The sequence below is a fragment of the Actinokineospora terrae genome, from assembly GCF_900111175.1.
GTDB lineage: Bacteria > Actinomycetota > Actinomycetes > Mycobacteriales > Pseudonocardiaceae > Actinokineospora > Actinokineospora terrae.
The window spans coordinates 15,115-31,977 of sequence record NZ_FOGI01000008.1 but is presented as its reverse complement, the minus strand read 5'-3'; the positions used below and the strand labels follow the sequence as shown (position 1 = coordinate 31,977).

The 16,863-nt window shown below is 72.4% G+C and carries 17 protein-coding genes; 7 read left to right on the top strand and 10 right to left on the bottom strand.

From position 1 onward, the window contains the following. The first annotated feature begins 160 nt into the window (after positions 1-160). On the top strand, positions 161-943 hold the full coding sequence (locus BMY07_RS18990; RefSeq protein ID WP_092780147.1) for a DeoR/GlpR family DNA-binding transcription regulator: 783 nt from the start codon (positions 161-163) through the stop codon (positions 941-943). Here BMY07_RS18990 and BMY07_RS18985 read toward each other — a convergent pair. Next, on the bottom strand, positions 940-1,380 hold the full coding sequence (locus tag BMY07_RS18985; RefSeq protein WP_092780145.1) for a MarR family winged helix-turn-helix transcriptional regulator: 441 nt from the start codon (positions 1,378-1,380) through the stop codon (positions 940-942). The genes BMY07_RS18990 and BMY07_RS18985 overlap by 4 nt on opposite strands. Before the next feature lie 92 nt (positions 1,381-1,472). On the opposite strand from BMY07_RS18985, the gene wrbA reads away from it, so the two are divergent. From wrbA to BMY07_RS18970, 3 genes are read left to right on the top strand one after another with little or no spacing between them, the layout of a single operon-like run. After that, a complete protein-coding gene (wrbA, locus tag BMY07_RS18980; RefSeq protein ID WP_092780143.1) occupies positions 1,473-2,084 on the top strand; it encodes an NAD(P)H:quinone oxidoreductase in 612 nt (203 codons plus the stop codon). Positions 2,085-2,113: 29 nt separating this feature from the next. Then, on the top strand, positions 2,114-2,617 hold the full coding sequence (locus BMY07_RS18975; RefSeq protein WP_092780141.1) for a VOC family protein: 504 nt from the start codon (positions 2,114-2,116) through the stop codon (positions 2,615-2,617). Continuing rightward, entirely contained in the window at positions 2,614-3,396 is a 783-nt protein-coding gene (locus BMY07_RS18970) for a pirin family protein (RefSeq protein ID WP_245782492.1), read from the top strand. The genes BMY07_RS18975 and BMY07_RS18970 overlap by 4 nt, the downstream gene beginning before the upstream one ends. 25 nt (positions 3,397-3,421) lie before the next feature. Here BMY07_RS18970 and BMY07_RS18965 read toward each other — a convergent pair whose 3' ends face one another. The 4 genes from BMY07_RS18965 to BMY07_RS18950 are packed head-to-tail and all read right to left on the bottom strand — an operon-like array spanning position 3,422 to position 6,607. Further along, complete coding sequence (locus tag BMY07_RS18965; protein ID WP_092780139.1) at positions 3,422-3,610, bottom strand: hypothetical protein; 189 nt, start codon at positions 3,608-3,610, stop codon at positions 3,422-3,424. After that, a complete protein-coding gene (locus BMY07_RS18960) occupies positions 3,607-4,659 on the bottom strand; it encodes an acyl-CoA dehydrogenase family protein (protein ID WP_245782491.1) in 1,053 nt (350 codons plus the stop codon). Before BMY07_RS18960 ends, BMY07_RS18965 begins: the two co-directional genes overlap by 4 nt. Then, complete coding sequence (locus BMY07_RS18955; RefSeq protein WP_218150708.1) at positions 4,656-5,819, bottom strand: acyl-CoA dehydrogenase family protein; 1,164 nt, start codon at positions 5,817-5,819, stop codon at positions 4,656-4,658. The genes BMY07_RS18960 and BMY07_RS18955 overlap by 4 nt, the downstream gene beginning before the upstream one ends. 35 nt (positions 5,820-5,854) lie before the next feature. Beyond that, positions 5,855-6,607, bottom strand: a complete 753-nt coding sequence (locus tag BMY07_RS18950) for an SDR family oxidoreductase (protein WP_092780135.1) — start codon at positions 6,605-6,607, stop codon at positions 5,855-5,857. 173 nt (positions 6,608-6,780) lie between these two features. On the opposite strand from BMY07_RS18950, the gene nudC reads away from it, so the two are divergent. Beyond that, positions 6,781-7,593, top strand: coding sequence for an NAD(+) diphosphatase (nudC, locus tag BMY07_RS18945; protein WP_092780133.1), 813 nt, complete (start codon positions 6,781-6,783; stop codon positions 7,591-7,593). 154 nt (positions 7,594-7,747) lie between these two features. Continuing rightward, positions 7,748-9,958, top strand: coding sequence for an MMPL family transporter (locus BMY07_RS18940; RefSeq protein WP_245782490.1), 2,211 nt, complete (start codon positions 7,748-7,750; stop codon positions 9,956-9,958). A 175-nt stretch (positions 9,959-10,133) separates the two neighbouring features. Here the strand turns inward: BMY07_RS18940 and BMY07_RS18935 are convergent, their stop codons facing one another. Further along, the gene (locus tag BMY07_RS18935; protein WP_092780129.1) at positions 10,134-10,409 is read right to left on the bottom strand and encodes a GlsB/YeaQ/YmgE family stress response membrane protein; all 276 of its coding nucleotides are present in this window, start codon (positions 10,407-10,409) and stop codon (positions 10,134-10,136) included. A gap of 124 nt (positions 10,410-10,533) precedes the next feature. Here BMY07_RS18935 and BMY07_RS18930 point away from each other — a divergent pair, with 124 nt between their 5' ends. Then, positions 10,534-11,175, top strand: coding sequence for a phosphoribosyltransferase (locus BMY07_RS18930; RefSeq protein ID WP_092780126.1), 642 nt, complete (start codon positions 10,534-10,536; stop codon positions 11,173-11,175). 21 nt (positions 11,176-11,196) lie between these two features. Here the strand turns inward: BMY07_RS18930 and BMY07_RS18925 are convergent, their stop codons facing one another. From BMY07_RS18925 to BMY07_RS18910, 4 genes are all read right to left on the bottom strand, one after another. Further along, the gene (locus BMY07_RS18925; RefSeq protein WP_177215648.1) at positions 11,197-11,562 is read right to left on the bottom strand and encodes an STAS domain-containing protein; all 366 of its coding nucleotides are present in this window, start codon (positions 11,560-11,562) and stop codon (positions 11,197-11,199) included. Positions 11,563-11,719: 157 nt separating this feature from the next. Then, positions 11,720-13,573 (bottom strand): ArnT family glycosyltransferase, encoded by a 1,854-nt coding sequence (locus BMY07_RS18920; protein WP_092781026.1) that lies wholly within the window; start codon positions 13,571-13,573, stop codon positions 11,720-11,722. 5 nt (positions 13,574-13,578) lie between these two features. After that, positions 13,579-14,868, bottom strand: a complete 1,290-nt coding sequence (locus BMY07_RS18915) for a bifunctional glycosyltransferase family 2/GtrA family protein (RefSeq protein WP_245782489.1) — start codon at positions 14,866-14,868, stop codon at positions 13,579-13,581. Positions 14,869-14,953: 85 nt separating this feature from the next. Next, positions 14,954-16,810 carry an ArnT family glycosyltransferase gene (locus BMY07_RS18910; protein WP_092780122.1) on the bottom strand — a complete coding sequence of 619 codons (1,857 nt, stop codon included), beginning with the start codon at positions 16,808-16,810 and terminating at the stop codon, positions 14,954-14,956. Positions 16,811-16,863 lie beyond the last annotated feature (53 nt).

The following is a 16,863-nucleotide window of genomic DNA, read 5'->3' as shown; positions in this document are numbered from 1 at the left end:
CATCTCGGCGCTCGAGCGCTCGAACCTGCTCGCGCGCGCACCGAATACTGCGTGATCAGTCAGCCGATGCCAAGCGTTTCGGTCGTTGAATGTGCGTTCACTTGGCGATACCTTGCAACGCCGCGGGTGTGCGCGGGAGAGCGGGGAGGGTGGTGCACGGGTGGACCGGTACGAGCGGCTCAGCACGCTGCTGGACATGCTCGGGCAGCGCGGCAAGGTCGACGTCGACGACCTCGCCGACGAACTCGGGGTGAGCGCGGCCACCATCCGCCGCGACCTCGACCACCTCGCCGAGCAGCAGCTGCTCACCCGCACCCGCGGCGGCGCCGTCGCCAACAACGTCGCCTACGACCTGCCGCTGCGCTACAAGACCGCCCGGCACGCCTCCGAGAAGGAGCGCATCGGCAAGGCCGCCGCCGCGATGGTCGCCCGCGGCACCGTGGTCGGCCTCAACGGCGGCACCACGACCACCGAGATCGCCCGCGCGCTGGCCATCCGCCCCGACTTCAACCAGACCGACGAACCGGCGCTGACCGTGGTCACCAACGCGCTCAACATCGCCAACGAGCTGGCCGTCCGCCCGCACGTCAAGATCGTCGTCACCGGCGGCGTCGCCCGCCCGCAGTCCTTCGAGCTCAGCGGCCCGCTGGCCACCAGGATCCTCGACGAGATCACCCTGGACGTGGTGTTCCTCGGCGTCGACGCGGTCGACCCGGTGCACGGCGCCTACGCCCACCACGAGGGCGAGGCCAGCATCAACCGGCTGATGGCCGAGCGGGCCCGCCGGGTCATCGTCATCGCCGACAGCTCCAAGCTCGGCCGCCACGCCTTCGCCCAGATCTGCCCGGTCTCGGCCATGCGCCTGCTCATCACCGACTCCGCCGCCCCCGCCGAGGCCGTCGCCGCCTTCGAGGACGCCGGTGTAGAGGTGCACACGGTCTAATCCTGGGCAGCGGCGCGGACCTTGGCCAGGGCCGAGCCCACGGCGGCGAGTTCGTCGGTGTCGAGCACGTCCACCACCAGCCGCCGCACCTCCAGCACGTGGTCGCGCGCGGCCGCCTCCAGCCGGGCCCGACCCGGGTCCGTCAGCGCCGCGTGCACCCCCCGGCGGTCCTGCGGGCACGGCGAGCGCGTCACCAGACCCGCGCGGACCAGCCGGTCCACGGTCTGGGTCACCCGCGCCCGCGAGTGGCTGACCTGCGCGGCGAGCTCGGACATGTGCAGGTGCCCCTCGGACAGGTGCACCAGGATCTCGTACTCGGCCAGCGTCAGGCCGTGGCTGTCGCGCAGGTGCTTGTCGACGCGGGCCAGCAGCAGGCCCGCGCCCTCCACGAGCGCGCGCCAGGACCGCTGCTGGGCGGCGTCCAACCAGGGCGTCACCGGTCCAGCCTACGCAGCACCCCTCTCGTTGACATCACAACTACCCGGGGCTACAGTCGCAGTAGTTAATTCATTAACTAGTTGGAGGAACGGTGACCGAGCAGGTCAAGGTGGCGGTCGTGTACTACTCGGCGACGGGCAGCGTGTACGCGCTGGCCAGGGCCGCCGCCGAGGCGGCGGAGAAGGAGGGCGCCGAGGTCCGCCTGGTCAAGGCCAGGGAGCTCGCCCCGGCCGAGGCGATCGCGTCCAACGAGGGCTGGGCCGCGCACGCCGCCGAGACCCAGTCGGTGCCCGAGGCGACGATGGACGACCTGGACTGGGCCGACGTCGTCCTGATCGGCAGCCCGACCCGCTTCGGCCTGCCCGCCGCGCAGGTCAAGCAGTTCATCGACCAGGCAGGTCCGTTGTGGTCGCAGGGCAAGCTGGTGGACAAGGTGGCATCGTCGTTCACGTCCACCGGTACCGCGCACGGCGGCCAGGAGACGACCATCACGGCGATCAACAACACCTTCTACCACTGGGGCGCGATCATCGTGGCCCCCGGCTACGCCGACCCGATCCAGTTCCAGGCGGGCAACCCCTACGGTGCCAGCCACATCTCCCACAACGGCGCCACCCCGCCGGGGGAGACCGAGTTGGCCGCGATCTCGTTCCAGGCGAGCCGCGCGGTCAAGGTCGCCGCCCGGCTCAAGCGCGGCGCCTGAGACACCCGAACCCGGAAGGCGGAGAAACCATGGCACTGCCGGACAGCCGCGTCGCCGAGCTGACCGCGGAACGCGACCGGCTGCGGGCCGAGGTGCTGCGCGAGCGCGGACAGCGCCCGGCCAGCAGCGCCCGCGGCATCCACCACACCGCGCTGATCAGCGGGGACGTGCGCCGGACGGTCGAGTTCTACCAGGACGTGCTCGGGTTCCCGTTGACCGAGATGTTCGAGAACCGCGACTACCCGGGCTCGACCCACTTCTTCTTCGACGTGGGCAACGGCAACGCGGTCGCGTTCTTCGACCTGCCCGGCCTCGACCTCGGCGACTACGCCGAGGTCCTGGGCGGGCTGCACCACCTGGCGATCTCCATGGCGCCGGACCAGTGGCACGCGGCCAGGGCGCGGCTCGACGCCGCCGGTGTGGCCTACGTGGAGGAGAGCGGCACCTCGGTGTACTTCCGCGACCCCGATGGCGCCCGCGTCGAACTCATCGCCGACCCGCTCGGCGAGATGTACGGGGAGTTGGTCGTATGAAGGACAACAGCATGAACATCGACACCACTGTGGATGTCCGGCGGGCCGGGGACCGGTTCAAGACGAACATCGGCTGGCTGGACTCGAAGCACTCGTTCTCCTTCGGCCACCACCAGGACCACCGCAACACCCACTTCGGGTTGCTGCTGGTCAACAACGACGACGTGGTGACCCCCGGCTCCGGGTTCGACACGCACCCGCACCGGGACATGGAGATCGTCACCTGGGTGCTGCGCGGCGCCCTGGTGCACCAGGACTCCGAGGGGCACAGCGGCATCATCTACCCGGGCCTGGCCCAGCGGATGAGCGCGGGCACCGGGATCCTGCACTCGGAGAAGAACGACTCGTGGCGGGTCTCCGGTGGTCCGAAGCACGCCGACCCGGTGCACTTCGTGCAGATGTGGGTGGTGCCGGACGAGGCGGGCAAGGCACCCGGGTACGAGCAGCTGGAGATCGACAACGAGCTGCTCGCGGGCGGTCTGGTGCCGGTCGCGTCGGGGATGCCCGAGCACGAGGGCGCCTCGGCCATCCGGATCGGCCAGAAGCACGCCGCGCTCTACGCCGCCAGGATCGCCCCCGGTGGCACGGTGACGCTGCCGGACGCGCCGTTCGTGCACCTGTTCGTGCCGGTCGGGTCGGTGGTGCTGGAGCGGTCCGGGGCGCTGGCCACCGGTGACGCCGCGCGCATCACCGCCTCGGGCGGTCAGCGGGTCACGGCCGGGCCGGAGGGCGCGGAGATCCTGGTGTGGGAGATGCACGCCACGATCCGCCTCGGCTGACCCCCTCGGCGCCTGACCTGCCCGGTCAGGCGCCGGTGTCGTCGGTGCGCGGGGGAGTGGGGCGGCGCACGTAGAGCACGCCCGCGTCCAGGTCGATCGGGCCGGTGGTCAGTTCCTCGACCCGGTCGAGGGCCGGGTCCTGGCCGTTGCCCGCGTCGTCCTGGCTCTCCTTGCGGAGCTTCTGGCTGCCGAACAGCTCGCCGAATGCGCTCATGGGGTCGACTGTAGGGGCAGGTCCACCAGCGGGGCGAGGGTCGCGCGGTGCCTGCCGGGGGTGCCGAGCGCGATCTCGTCGGCCTTGGCGCGCTTGAGGTACAGGTGCGCGGGGTGCTCCCAGGTCATGCCGATCCCGCCGTGCAGCTGGACGCACTCCTCGGCCGCGCGCACCGCGACCGCCGAGCACAGCGACTGCGCGACCGACACCGCGATGTCCACGTCGACCCCGGTGGCCAGGGCGTCCGCGGCGTGCCGGGCGGCGGCGGTGGCGAGCACGATCGACTGCCACAGGTCGGCGACGCGGTGCTTGAGCGCCTGGAACGACCCGACCGGCCTGCCGAACTGGTACCGCGCCTTGATGTGGGCGACGGTCGCGTCCAGGCACCACCGGGCGACGCCGACCTGCTCGGACGCCAGGATGCCCGCCCCCGCGACCAGGGCGGCGTGGACGGCCTCGTCGCCGGGACCGGTGAGCGGCGTCGTCGGGGCACCGCTGATGTCGACGTCGGCGATCGGCCGGGTCTGGTCGAGCGAGGTCACCGGCGTGACCACCGCGTGACGGGCCTCGACCAGGTGGACCGTCCCCTCGACGGGGACCAGGAGCACCTCGGCCGCCGCGGCATCGGCGACGCTGCGCGCCTTGTACCCGCCTGCTGTCGGCCCCCAGGACGACAACGGCACCACCAGGGCGGCCGTGGTCTCACCCTGGGCGAGCCTGGTCAGCAGCTCGCGGGCTGCCGGGTCGTCGGCGAGGTGGGTCAGGATGGCGGTGGCCAGGATGGCGCTGCCGAGGAACGGGACCGGCGCCACCGATCGCCCCAGCTCCTCAGCGACTACTGCTGTCTCGCGGTAGCTCGCGCCTTGGCCGCCGAGGTGTTCGGGGACGTGCAGTGAGGTGGCACCGATGCGCGCCAGGTCTCGCCAGAGGGCGGTGTCGGCCCCGTTGTCGATCTGCGCGAGCACGGAGGCCGGGCTGGCGCGGTCGCCGAGCAGGTCGGCCACACTCGCCCGGAGCTCGTCCTCGACTTCGGTGTAGAGCAGGTTCACCGGGGGAGGTCCTTCCAGGGGATGTCCTTGTCGGACCTCGGTTCGGTGGGGAGGCCGAGGACTCGTTCGGCGATGATGTTGCGGAGGACTTCCGAGGTGCCGCCCTCGATGGAGTTGCCCTTGGCGCGCAGGTAGCGGTAGCCGGCGTCGCGGGCGGTGAAGTCGACCGCGGTGGGGCGGCGTTGGGTCCAGTCGTCGTAGCGGAGGCCGTCTTCGGCGAGGAACTCGACCTCCAGGGCGGAGAGGGCCTGGGACAGGCGGGCGAAGCCGAGTTTCATGGCCGAGCCCTCCGGGCCGGGGGAGCCCGCGGCGAGTTGTTGGCGCAGGCGGATCCCGGCCAGGCGCAGTGCTTCCGACTCCACCCACAGGCTCAGCAGCCGGTCGTGCAGCTCGGGCGTCCTGCGCTCCGGGTGCGCCCGCCAGGTGTCCGCGACCACCCCGACCATGCCGCCCTCGCGCGGGACCGGGCGGCCGCCGATCGCGACCCGCTCGTTCATCAGCGTCGTCTGGGCGATCCGCCAGCCCGCGCCGACCTCGCCGATCCGGTGCGCGTCCGGGACGCGCACCCCGGTCAGGAACACCTCGTTGAACTCGGCCTCGCCGGTGATCTGCCGCAGCGGCCGGACCTCGACGCCCGGCGCGGTCATGTCGCACACGAAGTAGGTGATCCCCGCGTGCTTGGGCACGTCCGGGTCGGTGCGGGCGAGCAGGATGGCCCACTGGGCGTTGTGCGCGCTGGAGGTCCACACCTTCTGCCCGGTCACCACCCAGTCGTCGCCGTCGCGCCGCGCCCGCGTCCCCAGCGCCGCCAGATCCGAGCCCGCGCCCGGCTCGCTGAACAGCTGGCACCACACCTCTTCCCCGGTCCACAGTGGACGCAGGAAGCGCAGCCGCTGCTCCTCGGTGCCGTGCGCCAGGATCGTCGGCGCGGCCATGCCCAGCCCGATGCCGATCCGCCGCGGGCTGTTGTCCGGCGCCCCTGCCTCGGCCAGCGCCAGGTCGACTTCCTGCTGTGCGTCCCTGGGCGCGCCGAGCCCGCCGAGGCCGACCGGGAAGTGCACCCACGCCAGGCCCGCGTCGAACCGGGCGCGCAGGAACTCCAGCCGCCCGGTCGTCGCCGGGTCGTGCGCCGACAGCAGCGCCGCGACCCTGTCCCGCATCCCGCTCACCGTTGCTCCTCCATGCCCGAACGCCATCAGTCCGCGGGTCCACCGGCGACGTAGATCACCTGGCCGGAGACGAACCCGGCCTCCTCGCTCACCAGGAACGCCGCCGTGGCCGCGACGTCCTCCGGTTGCCCGATCCGGCCGACCGGCACCGAGGCCGCCACGCCCGCCTTGAAGTCCTCGAACGGCATCCCGATCCGCGCCGCGGTCGCCGCCGTCATGTCGGTCTCGATGAACCCCGGCGCGATCGCGTTCGCGGTGACCCCGAACCTGCCCAACTCGATCGCCAACGTCTTGGTCAGCCCCTGCATGCCCGCCTTCGCGGTCGCGTAGTTCGCCTGACCGCGGTTGCCCAGCGCCGAGGTGCTGGACAGGTTCACGATCCGCCCGTACCGCTGCTCGGTCTGGTGGCGCTGCACCGCGCGGCTCATCAGGAACGCGCCCCGCAGGTGCACCCCGATGACCGAGTCCCAGTCGTCGTCGCTCATCTTGAACACGAGGTTGTCGCGCAGGATCCCGGCGTTGTTCACCAGCACCGTCGGCGGCCCGAGCTTCTCGGCGACCTCCGCCACCGCGGCCTCGACCCGCTCGGTCACGCTCACGTCCGCCCCGACCGCCAGCGCCGTCCCGCCCGCCCCGGTGATCGACTCGACCGTGCCCGCGCAGGCCGCGGCGTCGAGGTCGAGCACCGCGACCGCGAACCCGTCGCGCCCGAGCCGCGTCGCGATCGCGGCACCGATGCCCCGCGCCGCCCCCGTCACGATCGCGATCCGCTGGGTCACTGGCCCTCCACTGGTCGTCGCCGCCTGCGAATCGTCACCGCACCGGAAGTTACTCCCGGGTCCGTTCGAGTGTCCACCATCTCGCTGGCCCCGACCGAACGGCCGTGACAGGGTGGGGTCAGACCCACCGATGGAGGCTCAACGTGGAGAACTCTGTCCTTCCGTACAGCGGTATGGCCTTGGATCGTGCCGGTGCGCGACGTGCTGACGCGGCCTGGATCGACGCGCGGCGACCGACCGGGCACGCCCTGGCGTTCTGGCGCGACCGGTGCCTGGTCCGCGACGGCCGACCGCTGCTCACCACCGTCACCGACGACGCGGTGTTCCTCGGCATCGACGGCGACACCGCCCTGTTCGCCTGTGACCTGTCCGAAGTGGACGAAAGCGTCGCGCTTGCCGAGACCGGCGCGCACGGTGCCATCGACATCCGCGTGCTGTTCACGGACCTCGGTCCAGAAGACGCCACCCGCCTCGCCTACGCCAGGGGGATCCTGCACTGGCGGCGCAACCAGCGCTTCTGCGGCGCCTGCGGTAGCGCCGCCATCGACTCGCACGGCGGGCACGTCCGCAAGTGCACCGGCTGCGGCAAGCTGCTGTTCCCGCGCATCGAACCGGCGATCATCGTCCTGGTCGAGCACGGCGACCGCTGCCTGCTCGGCCGCCACCGCGGCGCCACCGGCTTCTCCACGCTGGCGGGGTTCGTGGAGATCGGCGAGAGCATGGAGGACGCCGTGCGCCGGGAGGTCGCCGAGGAGTCCGGGGTCGCGGTCGGCGCGGTGCGGTACCTGGCCTCGCAGGCGTGGCCGTTCCCATCCGGACTGATGCTCGGTTTCCGCGCCGTGGCGCTGTCCCCGGACATCGCGGTGGACCTGGACGAGTTGGCGGAGGCCCGCTGGTTCACCAGGGCCGAGGTCGCCGCGCTCGGTGACCGCAGGCCGGACTCGGTGGAATCGTTCCTAGTGGACCGCTGGCTGGTCACTCCCTAACTCCCGCAACGCATCCGGCGGTGACCCCGGTCACCCCTAGGGGGTCGTCCCCTGGCCAAGATCGGGGACGAATCCTGATTCGCCCGTGCCGCGGCGCTGACACTCTTCTGCCCAACAGCGAAGAGTCGTTTCCGTCAGTGGGGGGAACCCAGACATGTCAGGCAATTCGGCGACGCAGGCAAGACCGATGGCGACGGTGCGGATCGCGCGGTGGAGCGCGGAGCACCCGTGGCGCGCGATCACCGCGTGGCTGGTGTTCGTCGCGGTGTGCATCGGCGTCGGCAACATCGTCGGCACCAAGACCACCGACTTCGACGACGCCGCCAAGGGCGAGCTCGCGGTCTACCAGAAGATGGTCGACGACGCGGGCTTCAACCGCCCGGCCAGCGAGAACGTCCTGATCACCGCCCGCTCCGGCGCGCTCGACAAGGCGGCAGCGGGCAAGGTCGCCGAGGACGTGCGCGCCAGGATGTCCGGCCTCAAGGAGGTCGGTGAGGTCAGCGAGGCGCTGCCCTCGCCCAACGGCAACGCGCTGCTGGTCGGCGTCGAGATCGCCGGTGACCGCAAGACCGCGGACGAGCGGCTGCAACCGCTGCTCGACGCCACCGCCGCGGTCCAGGCCGCGCACCCCGACCTGCTGGTCGAGCAGGTCGGCGGCGAGTCGCTGAACAAGGCGCTGTCCACCGCGCTCGGCGACGACTTCGCCAAGGCCGAGCTGATCAGCATCCCGGTCACCCTGGTGATCATGCTGATCGCCTTCGGCGCGGTCATCGCCGCGGGCATCCCGGTGCTGCTGGCGCTCTCCGCCGTCGGCGCCGCGATGGGCCTGTCGGCGCTGGCCTCGCAGCTGGTGCCCGCCTCCGAGAACACCTCCAGCATGATCCTGCTGATCGGCATGGCCGTCGGCGTCGACTACTCGCTGTTCTACGTCCGCCGCGAACGCGAGGAACGCGCCAAGGGCCGCACCCACCTCGACGCGGTGGAGATGGCCGCGGCCACCTCGGGGCACGCGATCGTGGTCTCCGGGTTCGCCGTCGTGGTCGCCATGGCGGGCATGTTCGTCGCCAACGACGTCATCTTCACCTCGATGGCCATCGGCTCCATCCTGGTCGTGCTGGCCGCCGTGATCGGCTCCATCACCGTGCTGCCCGCGATGCTGGCCAAGCTCGGCCGCTGGATCGACAAGCCCAGGGTGCCGTTCGTGTGGCGGCTCTCGGCCAAGGGCGGCGAGCCCAGGGTGTGGAAGGCGATCCTGCGCCCGTCGCTGCGCCGCCCGGCCACCACGCTCACCGTGGCGGGCCTGGCCCTGGTCGCGCTGGCCATCCCGGCGCTGGGCATGAAGCTCAACTCCCCGTCCGACGCCGACCTGCCGCGCAGCATCCCGGTCATGCAGTCCTACGACCGGATGACCGCCGCGTTCCCCAGCACCGGCGCCACCCACGCGGTCGGCGTGCGGGCCCCGGCCGACAAGGTCGCCCAGACCGAGGCCGCGGTGACCGCGCTCACCGAGCGGATCAAGGCCGACGCCGGGTTCGCCCACGAGCGCGAGATCGAGGTCACCCGCTCGCCGGACGGCCGGGTGTTCCTGCTCAACGCGGCCATCTCGTCCTCGGCGGCCAGCCCGGAGGCGGACAACTCCCTCACCTGGCTGCGCACGGTCGCCCTGCCGCAGACCGTGGGCACCGTCGCGGGCGCCGAGTTCGCGGTGAGCGGCCAGACCGCGGGGGAGAACGACTTCGTCGACTCGATGAACGAGTCGCTGCCGTGGGTCATCGCGATCGTGCTGCTGCTGACGTTCATCATCATGACCTGGACGTTCCGCGCCCCGCTGATCGCGCTGTCGTCGATCGCGCTGAACATGCTCTCCGCCGCGGCCGCCTACGGCGTGCTGGTGCTGGTGTTCCAGAACACCTGGGCCGAGGGCCTGCTCGGCTTCACCTCCACCGGCGGCATCGTCGCCTGGCTGCCGCTGATGCTCTTCGTCGTCCTGTTCGGACTCTCGATGGACTACCACGTGTTCGTCGTCAGCCGCATCCGCGAGGCGCGGGACTCCGGTGTGGACACCAGGGCGGCGATCTCCAAGGGCATCACGTCCTCGGCGGGCGTGGTCACCAGCGCCGCGGCGGTGATGGTCGGCGTGTTCTCCATCTTCGCCACGCTCAGCACGATCGACATGAAGCAGATGGGCGTCGGCCTGGCCACCGCGATCCTGCTCGACGCCACCCTCATCCGCGCCGTCGTGCTGCCCGCGCTGATGGGCGTGCTCGGCGAGCGGAACTGGTGGACGCCGCGGATCCTGCGCCCCCGCCGGGTTCCCGCGCCGGTCGAGGCCGAGCAGACCCGCGAGCTGGACCCGGTCGGCTGATCCGGGGAGAGCACTGAACAAGCACCGACAACGAGCGGAAGCCCCGACCAGCGAACTGGTCGGGGCTTCCCGCAACCCTGTACTTCCCACTGCAACTCTGTTTACCGCAACCCTGTTTACCGCAACCCTGCTACATCCCCTGCGTGGCTGGTCTCTGCCCGGTCAGCCCGCGGGTTCACCGGTGGACGTGGCTACGCCCGTAGAAACCGGCGACCAGCGCCACACCGAGCGCGGCGAGGCCGACCTGGAAGATGATCTCGATCCAGTCCACGCCAGCGGTCGTGCCGACGCCGACCGCGTTGGCCAACGCGGTACCCAGGAAAGCCGCGACGATACCGACCACGATGGTCAGCCAGATCGGGATCGACTGCTTGCCGGGAACCACCAGGCGGCCCAGTGCGCCGATGATCAAACCGATGATCAGCGCGGTGAAGATGCCGGTGACGGTCATTGTCCGCTCCCTCGAATCTCGGTGGGGTCTCGACACTGAGGTACCCGGCGAACGCGATTCTCACTCAATCCGGCGGATTTTTTCTCGCCCGGCGGCGGCGGAACCCGGGGCCCACACTGGGGGGATGCACTACACCGACCGCGTTCACGCCGGTCGGGTGCTCGGCGCGAGGTTGGAGTACCTGCGCGGCGAGGACCCGGTCGTCCTCGGCCTTCCCCGCGGCGGCGTACCGGTCGCCGCCGTGGTGGCCGCCCTCCTCACCGCCGAACTCGACGTCGTGCTCGTGGGCAAGGTCGGCGCTCCCGGTGCCGCGGAACTCGCGGTCGGCGCGGTGGGGGAGGGCAGGCACGGGTCGGACTGGGTCGAGGTCAGGGCGGAGGCGGTGCTCGCCCTGCTGGAACTGTCCTGGTCGGACGTCGCCGACACCGTCGCCAGGGTGAAGGCGAACCTCGCCGATCAGTCCCGGCGACTGCGCGGCGGCGTGGAACCGCACTCGCTGCGCGGCCGCACCGTCGTGGTGGTCGACGACGGCGTGGCCACCGGGTCCACCGTCGAGGCCGCCGTCCGGGTGGTGCGCGGACTCGGCGCCGAACGGATCGTGCTCGCCGTACCGGTCGCCCCGGCCACCGTGGTCGACCGGCTCACCGAGATCGCCGACGACGTCGTCTGCCCGCTCGCGCCGGACGACCTCGACTCCGTGGGGCGGTGGTACGAGGACTTCACCCAGGTCGACGACGCCGAGGTCCGGGAACTGCTGTCCCGGTGACCATTCCGGCTCGTCCGGTGGCTAGTCGACGGTGACACCCGCGGCGCCGACGGCCGGACCCAACAGGTCCAGGATGCGCCGCATGGACTCCGGTGGGTTGCGCAGCACCAGCCTGCTCTGACCCGGCAGCGTCCCGGCCGCCCGCAACAGGGTGATCACACCGGACACGTCGATGAAGTCCAACTCCGCCAGGTCCAAGTGGACGTCGCCGGTGGCCTGGGTGCACAGCGCCACCAGCAGCTGCTCGAAGTCCGGCCGGGTGCGCAGGTCCGCGTGCCCGGTCAACCGGCCCTGCCGGGGAACCACCCCGTCCGGGGTGGCCCGCCCCGGCCGCCGGTCGGCCCGGTGCTCGGCGCGCGGTGGCGGCTGCTCAACGATCGCGACCACCACCCCGGTGCGGGCGGGTGAGCCGGTGGGGCCGGGCGGCCGGGGAGGGCGTCGCGTCGTCGAGCACGGCGAGCCTCCCAGCGGCGTCGGAACCGAGTGGACGGCAGCCTACGCGGCACCGCCGCCGCTGTCCCAGGTCCAAAGACCCCAGCCGGGCTCAGCCCGCGCCGACCGCCAGGTCGTACACCGTCTGGCCGCCAATCGTGACCTGCGCGAAGTTCTCCTGAACCCAGGTCGCGATCTGACTCCCGCCGCCGAAGCCGCCGCCGCGGCCGCCCTCGACGTAGTAGCGGACCTGTCCGGACTCGACGTACGCCTGGAACTGCGCCAGCGTCGGCGCCGGGTCACCGCCGTTGAACCCGCCGATCGCCATCACCGGCCTGCCACTGGCCAACTGCAACGAGGCAGCGCCCTGCGACCCGGTGCTCGCCGCCGCCCAACGACCCGTGGTCGCCCGCAACGCCGCCACCAGTTCCGCGCTCACCGACCCGGTGTCGCCCATGCCGCCACCCATGCCGCCGCTTTGCGACACCGGGCCGGACAGCGGGATCGAGCCACTGTGCGCGGTCGCCGCGGTGGCCACCGTGTAAGCCGATGTCGCACCGAGACACGCCACCAGCGCCAGCACCGCCACCGGCACCGCCGCCCCGCGCAGCAGGTGCACGCCGGTCGCGATCGCCGCGGCCGCCAGCACACCCGCCACCGCGACGACCCACCGCAGCCACGGCAACCAGGTGCCGTCCCAGCCCAACATCACGAACGCCCAACCCGCGGTCAGCGCGACCATCGACGCCAACGCGATCCGCGCGGGCAGGTGACCACGGCCGCGCCACAGCTCGCGGCCGGAGATCGCGACGACACCGGCGATCCCGGGCGCCAGCGCGATCGCGTAGTACGGGTGGACGGTGCCCTGCATGTAGCTGAACACCAGCGCGGTCACCACGGTCCAGCCGCCCCACAGCAGCAGCCCGGCCCTGGTGCGGTCGGTGCGCGGCGCGCGGCGGGTGAACCACAGCCCGGCGACCAGGCCGACGAGCGCGGCGGGCAGCAGCCAGGACACCTCGGGGCCGAACGCGGCGCCGAACATCCGCGACAGCCCGGTCTCCCCGCCGAACCCGGTGTTGCCGCCGCCACCGCCCCCACCGCCGCCGTTGCCGTCACCGCCGAAGATCCGGCTGAGGCCGTTGTAGCCGAGGGCGAGGTCGAGCACGGTGTTGTCGGTCGACCCGCCGATGTACGGCCGGGACGCGGCGGGCCACAGGTCGGCCACCACCACGTACCACCCGGCGGCCACGACCACCGCGACCCCGGCTGCCAGCACGTGCAGCGCGCGGCGCAGCGGGCTGGTCGGCGCGACCACCAGGTACACCAACACGAACGCGGGCAGCACGAGGAACGCCTGCAGCATCTTGGTCAGGAACCCGAAGCCGATCGCGGTACCGGCCAGCACCAGCCAGGTCGCGCTCGCCTTCTCCGCCGCGCGCACCGTGCAGTACGCGCCGACGGCCAGCAGCAGCACCAGCAGCGCGTCGGGGTTGTTGAACTTGAACATCAGTGCCGCCACCGGGGTCGCGGCCAGCGCCGCCCCCGCCGGCAGCCCGGCGCCCGGCCCCGACCAGCGGCGCACGGCGCGGTAGAGCAGCCACACCGAGCCGATCCCGGCCAGCGCCTGCGGCAGCAGCATACTGAACGACGAGAAGCCCAGCACCCGGCCCGACAGCGCCATCAGCCACAGCGCGGCGGGCGGCTTGTCGACGGTGATCAGGTTGCCCGCGTCTAGGGACCCGAAGAACAGCGCCTTCCAGTCCTGGGTGCCCGCCTGCGCGGCGGCGGCGTAGAAGCTGTTGCCCATCCCCGACGCGCTGAGGTCCCACAGGTACAGCACGGCGGTGGCGACCAGCAGCGCGATCGCGGCGGGCAGTTCCCAGCGGGGGTGTCGGGGGGCCGATGCCGTGCTGGGCCTGGGATCGGTGGGGGTGTCGGTCACGGGGACGGCGGACTCGGCGGTCACGGTGCTCACAGCGCGCTCTCCAGGACGGGCTCGGTGGGACGGCGGAAGACCCAGCTGCGCAGCAGCAGGAACCGCAGGACGGTGGCCAGCAGGTTGGCCGCGACCAGCACGGACACCTCGGTGAGACCGCTCGGCGCGGTGAGCCCGTGCAGCAGCGCGAGCGCGCCGCTGGTGAGCCCCAACCCGAGGACGAACACGAGCAACCCCTGGAACTGGTGCCTGGCCGCGTCGGCGGACCCGCGCACCCCGAAGGTCAGCCGCCGGTTGGCCGCGGTGTTGCCGACCGCGGTCACCAGCAGCGCCACCAGGTTCGCCGGCTGCGGCCCGACCTGGCCGCGCAGCAGCACGTACAGCACCAGGTACGCCAGGGTGCTGACGACGCCGACCGCGGCGAACCGCACCAGCTGCCGCAGCAGTCCACGGGGGACACCCGGCGGGTCCTGGGTGATCGCGCCGCGGCCCAGTTGCGCGCGCAGGTCGGCGATCGGCAGCCGCCCGGTGGCCAGGCCGCGGCCGAGCCGGGCGATGCCGCGCAGGTCGGCGACCGCGGTGCGCACGATGTCGACCCGGCTGTCCGGGTCGTCGACCCAGTCCACCGGCACCTCGTGGATGCGCGACCCGGCCCGCTGCGCCAGCACCAGCAGCTCGGTGTCGAAGAACCAGCCGGTGTCGGCCACGTGCGGCAGCAGCGCCCTGGCCACGTCCGCGCGGATCGCCTTGAACCCGCACTGGGCGTCGGAGAACCGCACCGCGAGGGTGCCGCGCAGCAGCAGGTTGTAGGCGCGCGAGATCAGTTCCCGCTTCGGCCCGCGCACCACCCGCGCGCCGCGCGCCAGCCTGCTGCCGATCGCCACGTCCGAGTGCCCGGAGATGAGCGGCGCCACCAGCGGCGAGAGCGCGTTGAGGTCGGTGGACAGGTCGACGTCCATGTAGGCGAGGACCTCGGCGTCGGAGCCGAGCCAGGTGGTGTGCAGCGCCCGGCCGCGGCCCTTCTGCTCCAAGCGCACCGCCCGCACCCCGGGCAGCGACCCGGCGAGCGACTCGGCCACCGCCCAGGTGCCGTCGGTGCTGGCGTTGTCGGCGACGGTGATCCGGAACCGGTAGGGGAAGTGCGCGTGCAGGTGCGCGTGCAGCCTGCGCACGCACGGCTCCAGGTCGCGCTCCTCGTTGTGCACGGGCACCACGACGTCGAGCACCGGTGCCGGTCCCGACGTGCGCACCGGGCCGCGGGCCGCCTGCTGGGGGAGAGCGGCCGCGACCTCGGGGTCCGCGGCCGCCGTCTCAGTGGGGGTCATGCCGTTGACGATCGGGCGCCGCGCTGGGTGGTCGGTGTGCGGTGGCTGTGCGCCCGCTGTGGGAACGCCGGACGTGGTGGTCATCTCAGCGGCTCACGTCGTAGAGGGTGACGCCGCCGACCGTGGTGGCTTCGTAGTTTTGTGCTACCCATTCGGCGATCTCGTGCGCGTCGTCGCTGCCGGTCGAGCCCTGCATGAACGAGCTCGCGATGTACCAGTGCACCTCGCCGTTCGCGGCCATCCGCTGGAACTTGGCCAGCGTGGGTGCCGGGTCGGTGCCGTTGAACCCGCCCAGCGCCAGCACCGGCACACCGGACCCGAGCTGGTACCCGGCGGCGTTGTTGGACCCGATCACGGCCGCGGCCCAGGTGTACTGGTCGGCACCGGAGGCGATGGCCGCCGACAGCTCCGCGCTCGGCGTCGGCGCGCCCAACAGCCCGCCCATGCCGCCGCCGCCCATCCCGCCGCGGCCGCCACCGCCACCGGGACCGCTCGACGCCGATGGACCCACGGACGGCAACGCCCCGGAGTGCGCCTGCGCCGCTGTCGCCACCGAGTACATCCCCGGCGCGACACAGCAGAGCACCAGCGCGACCACCGCCACCGCGCGCCCGGCCACCCTCGGCAGCACCGGGACGAACACCACCGCCATCGCCGCGGTCAGCCCACCGCCCAGCACCAGCGGCGCGAGCCACGGCAGCCAGGTGTCCTCGCGGGAGAGCAGCAGCCACGCCTCCAGCGCCGTCACCGCGATCCCGGCCGACAGGAACCCGATCGCCGCCGGATCGCCCCGGTCGCGCCACACCGTGACCGCGCCGATCCCGAACAGCGCCGCCACGGCCGGGGCCAGCGCGACCGCGTAGTACGGGTGGATGATGCCGTCCATCAGGCTGAACACGGCCCCGGTCACCACCAGCCACAGGCCCCACAGCAGCGCCGCGGCCCGCGTCCGGTCGGTCCGGTCCGCGCGGCGGGTCAGCCACACCAGCGCGACGAGCGCCAGCAGCGCCGCGGGCAGCAGCCACGCGATCTCGCTGCCCATCTCGCTGCCGAACAACCGCGACCAACTGGCCGTGCCCCAGCCGGCGCCACCGCCGACGCTGCCCACCTCGTCGCCGGTGAGCCTGCCCAAACCGTTGTAGCCCAAGGCGAGTTCGAGCACGCTGTCGGTCTGCGAGCCGCCGATGTAGGGCCTGCTGCCGGACGGGATCAGCTCGACCACCGCGACCCACCACCCGCCCGCGCAGACGACCGCGCCGACCGCCGCGCACAAATGCGCGATGCGTTTGCCGAGCGATGTCGGTGCCGCGAGGAGGTACACCAAACCGAACGCGGGCAGCACGAGGAACGCCTGCACCATCTTGGTGAGGAAGCCGAAACCGACCAACGCGCCCGCGAGCACCAACCACCGCACGCTCGCCCGCTCGACCGCGCGGACCGTGGCGTACGCGGCCGCGGTGAGCAGCAGGACCAGCACGGCGTCGGGGTTGTTGAACCGGAACATCAGCGCGGCCACCGGCGTCAGCGCCAGGGCGGCACCGGCGACGAGACCGGCGTGGTGCCCGGACCAGCGACGCACCGCCGCGTACAGCAGCCAGACGGACCCGACACCGGCCAACGCCTGGGGCACCAGCACGCTCCACGGGCCGAGCCCGAAGACCCGCACCGACAGGCCCATCACCCACACCGCGAACGGCGTCTTGTCGACGGTGATGCCGCCCGCGCTGTCGGTGGCGGCGAAGAACCAGGCCGACCAGCTCTGCCCGCCCGCCTGGGCCGCGGCCGAGTAGTAGGCGTTGGCCCACCCGGACGCGCCGAGGTCCCACAGGTAGAGCGCGGCGGTGCCGAGGAGCAGGACGGCCACGGAGAGCCTGCGCGGCAACGGGGTGCGCGCGGTGTCCGGGGTGGGGACGGCCACCGGCCGGTCAGCGACGAGTGTCATGCCCTCACGGTCGGGCAGCGCGCTGGGGCGGGGATGTGCGTTCCCTGTGCGGG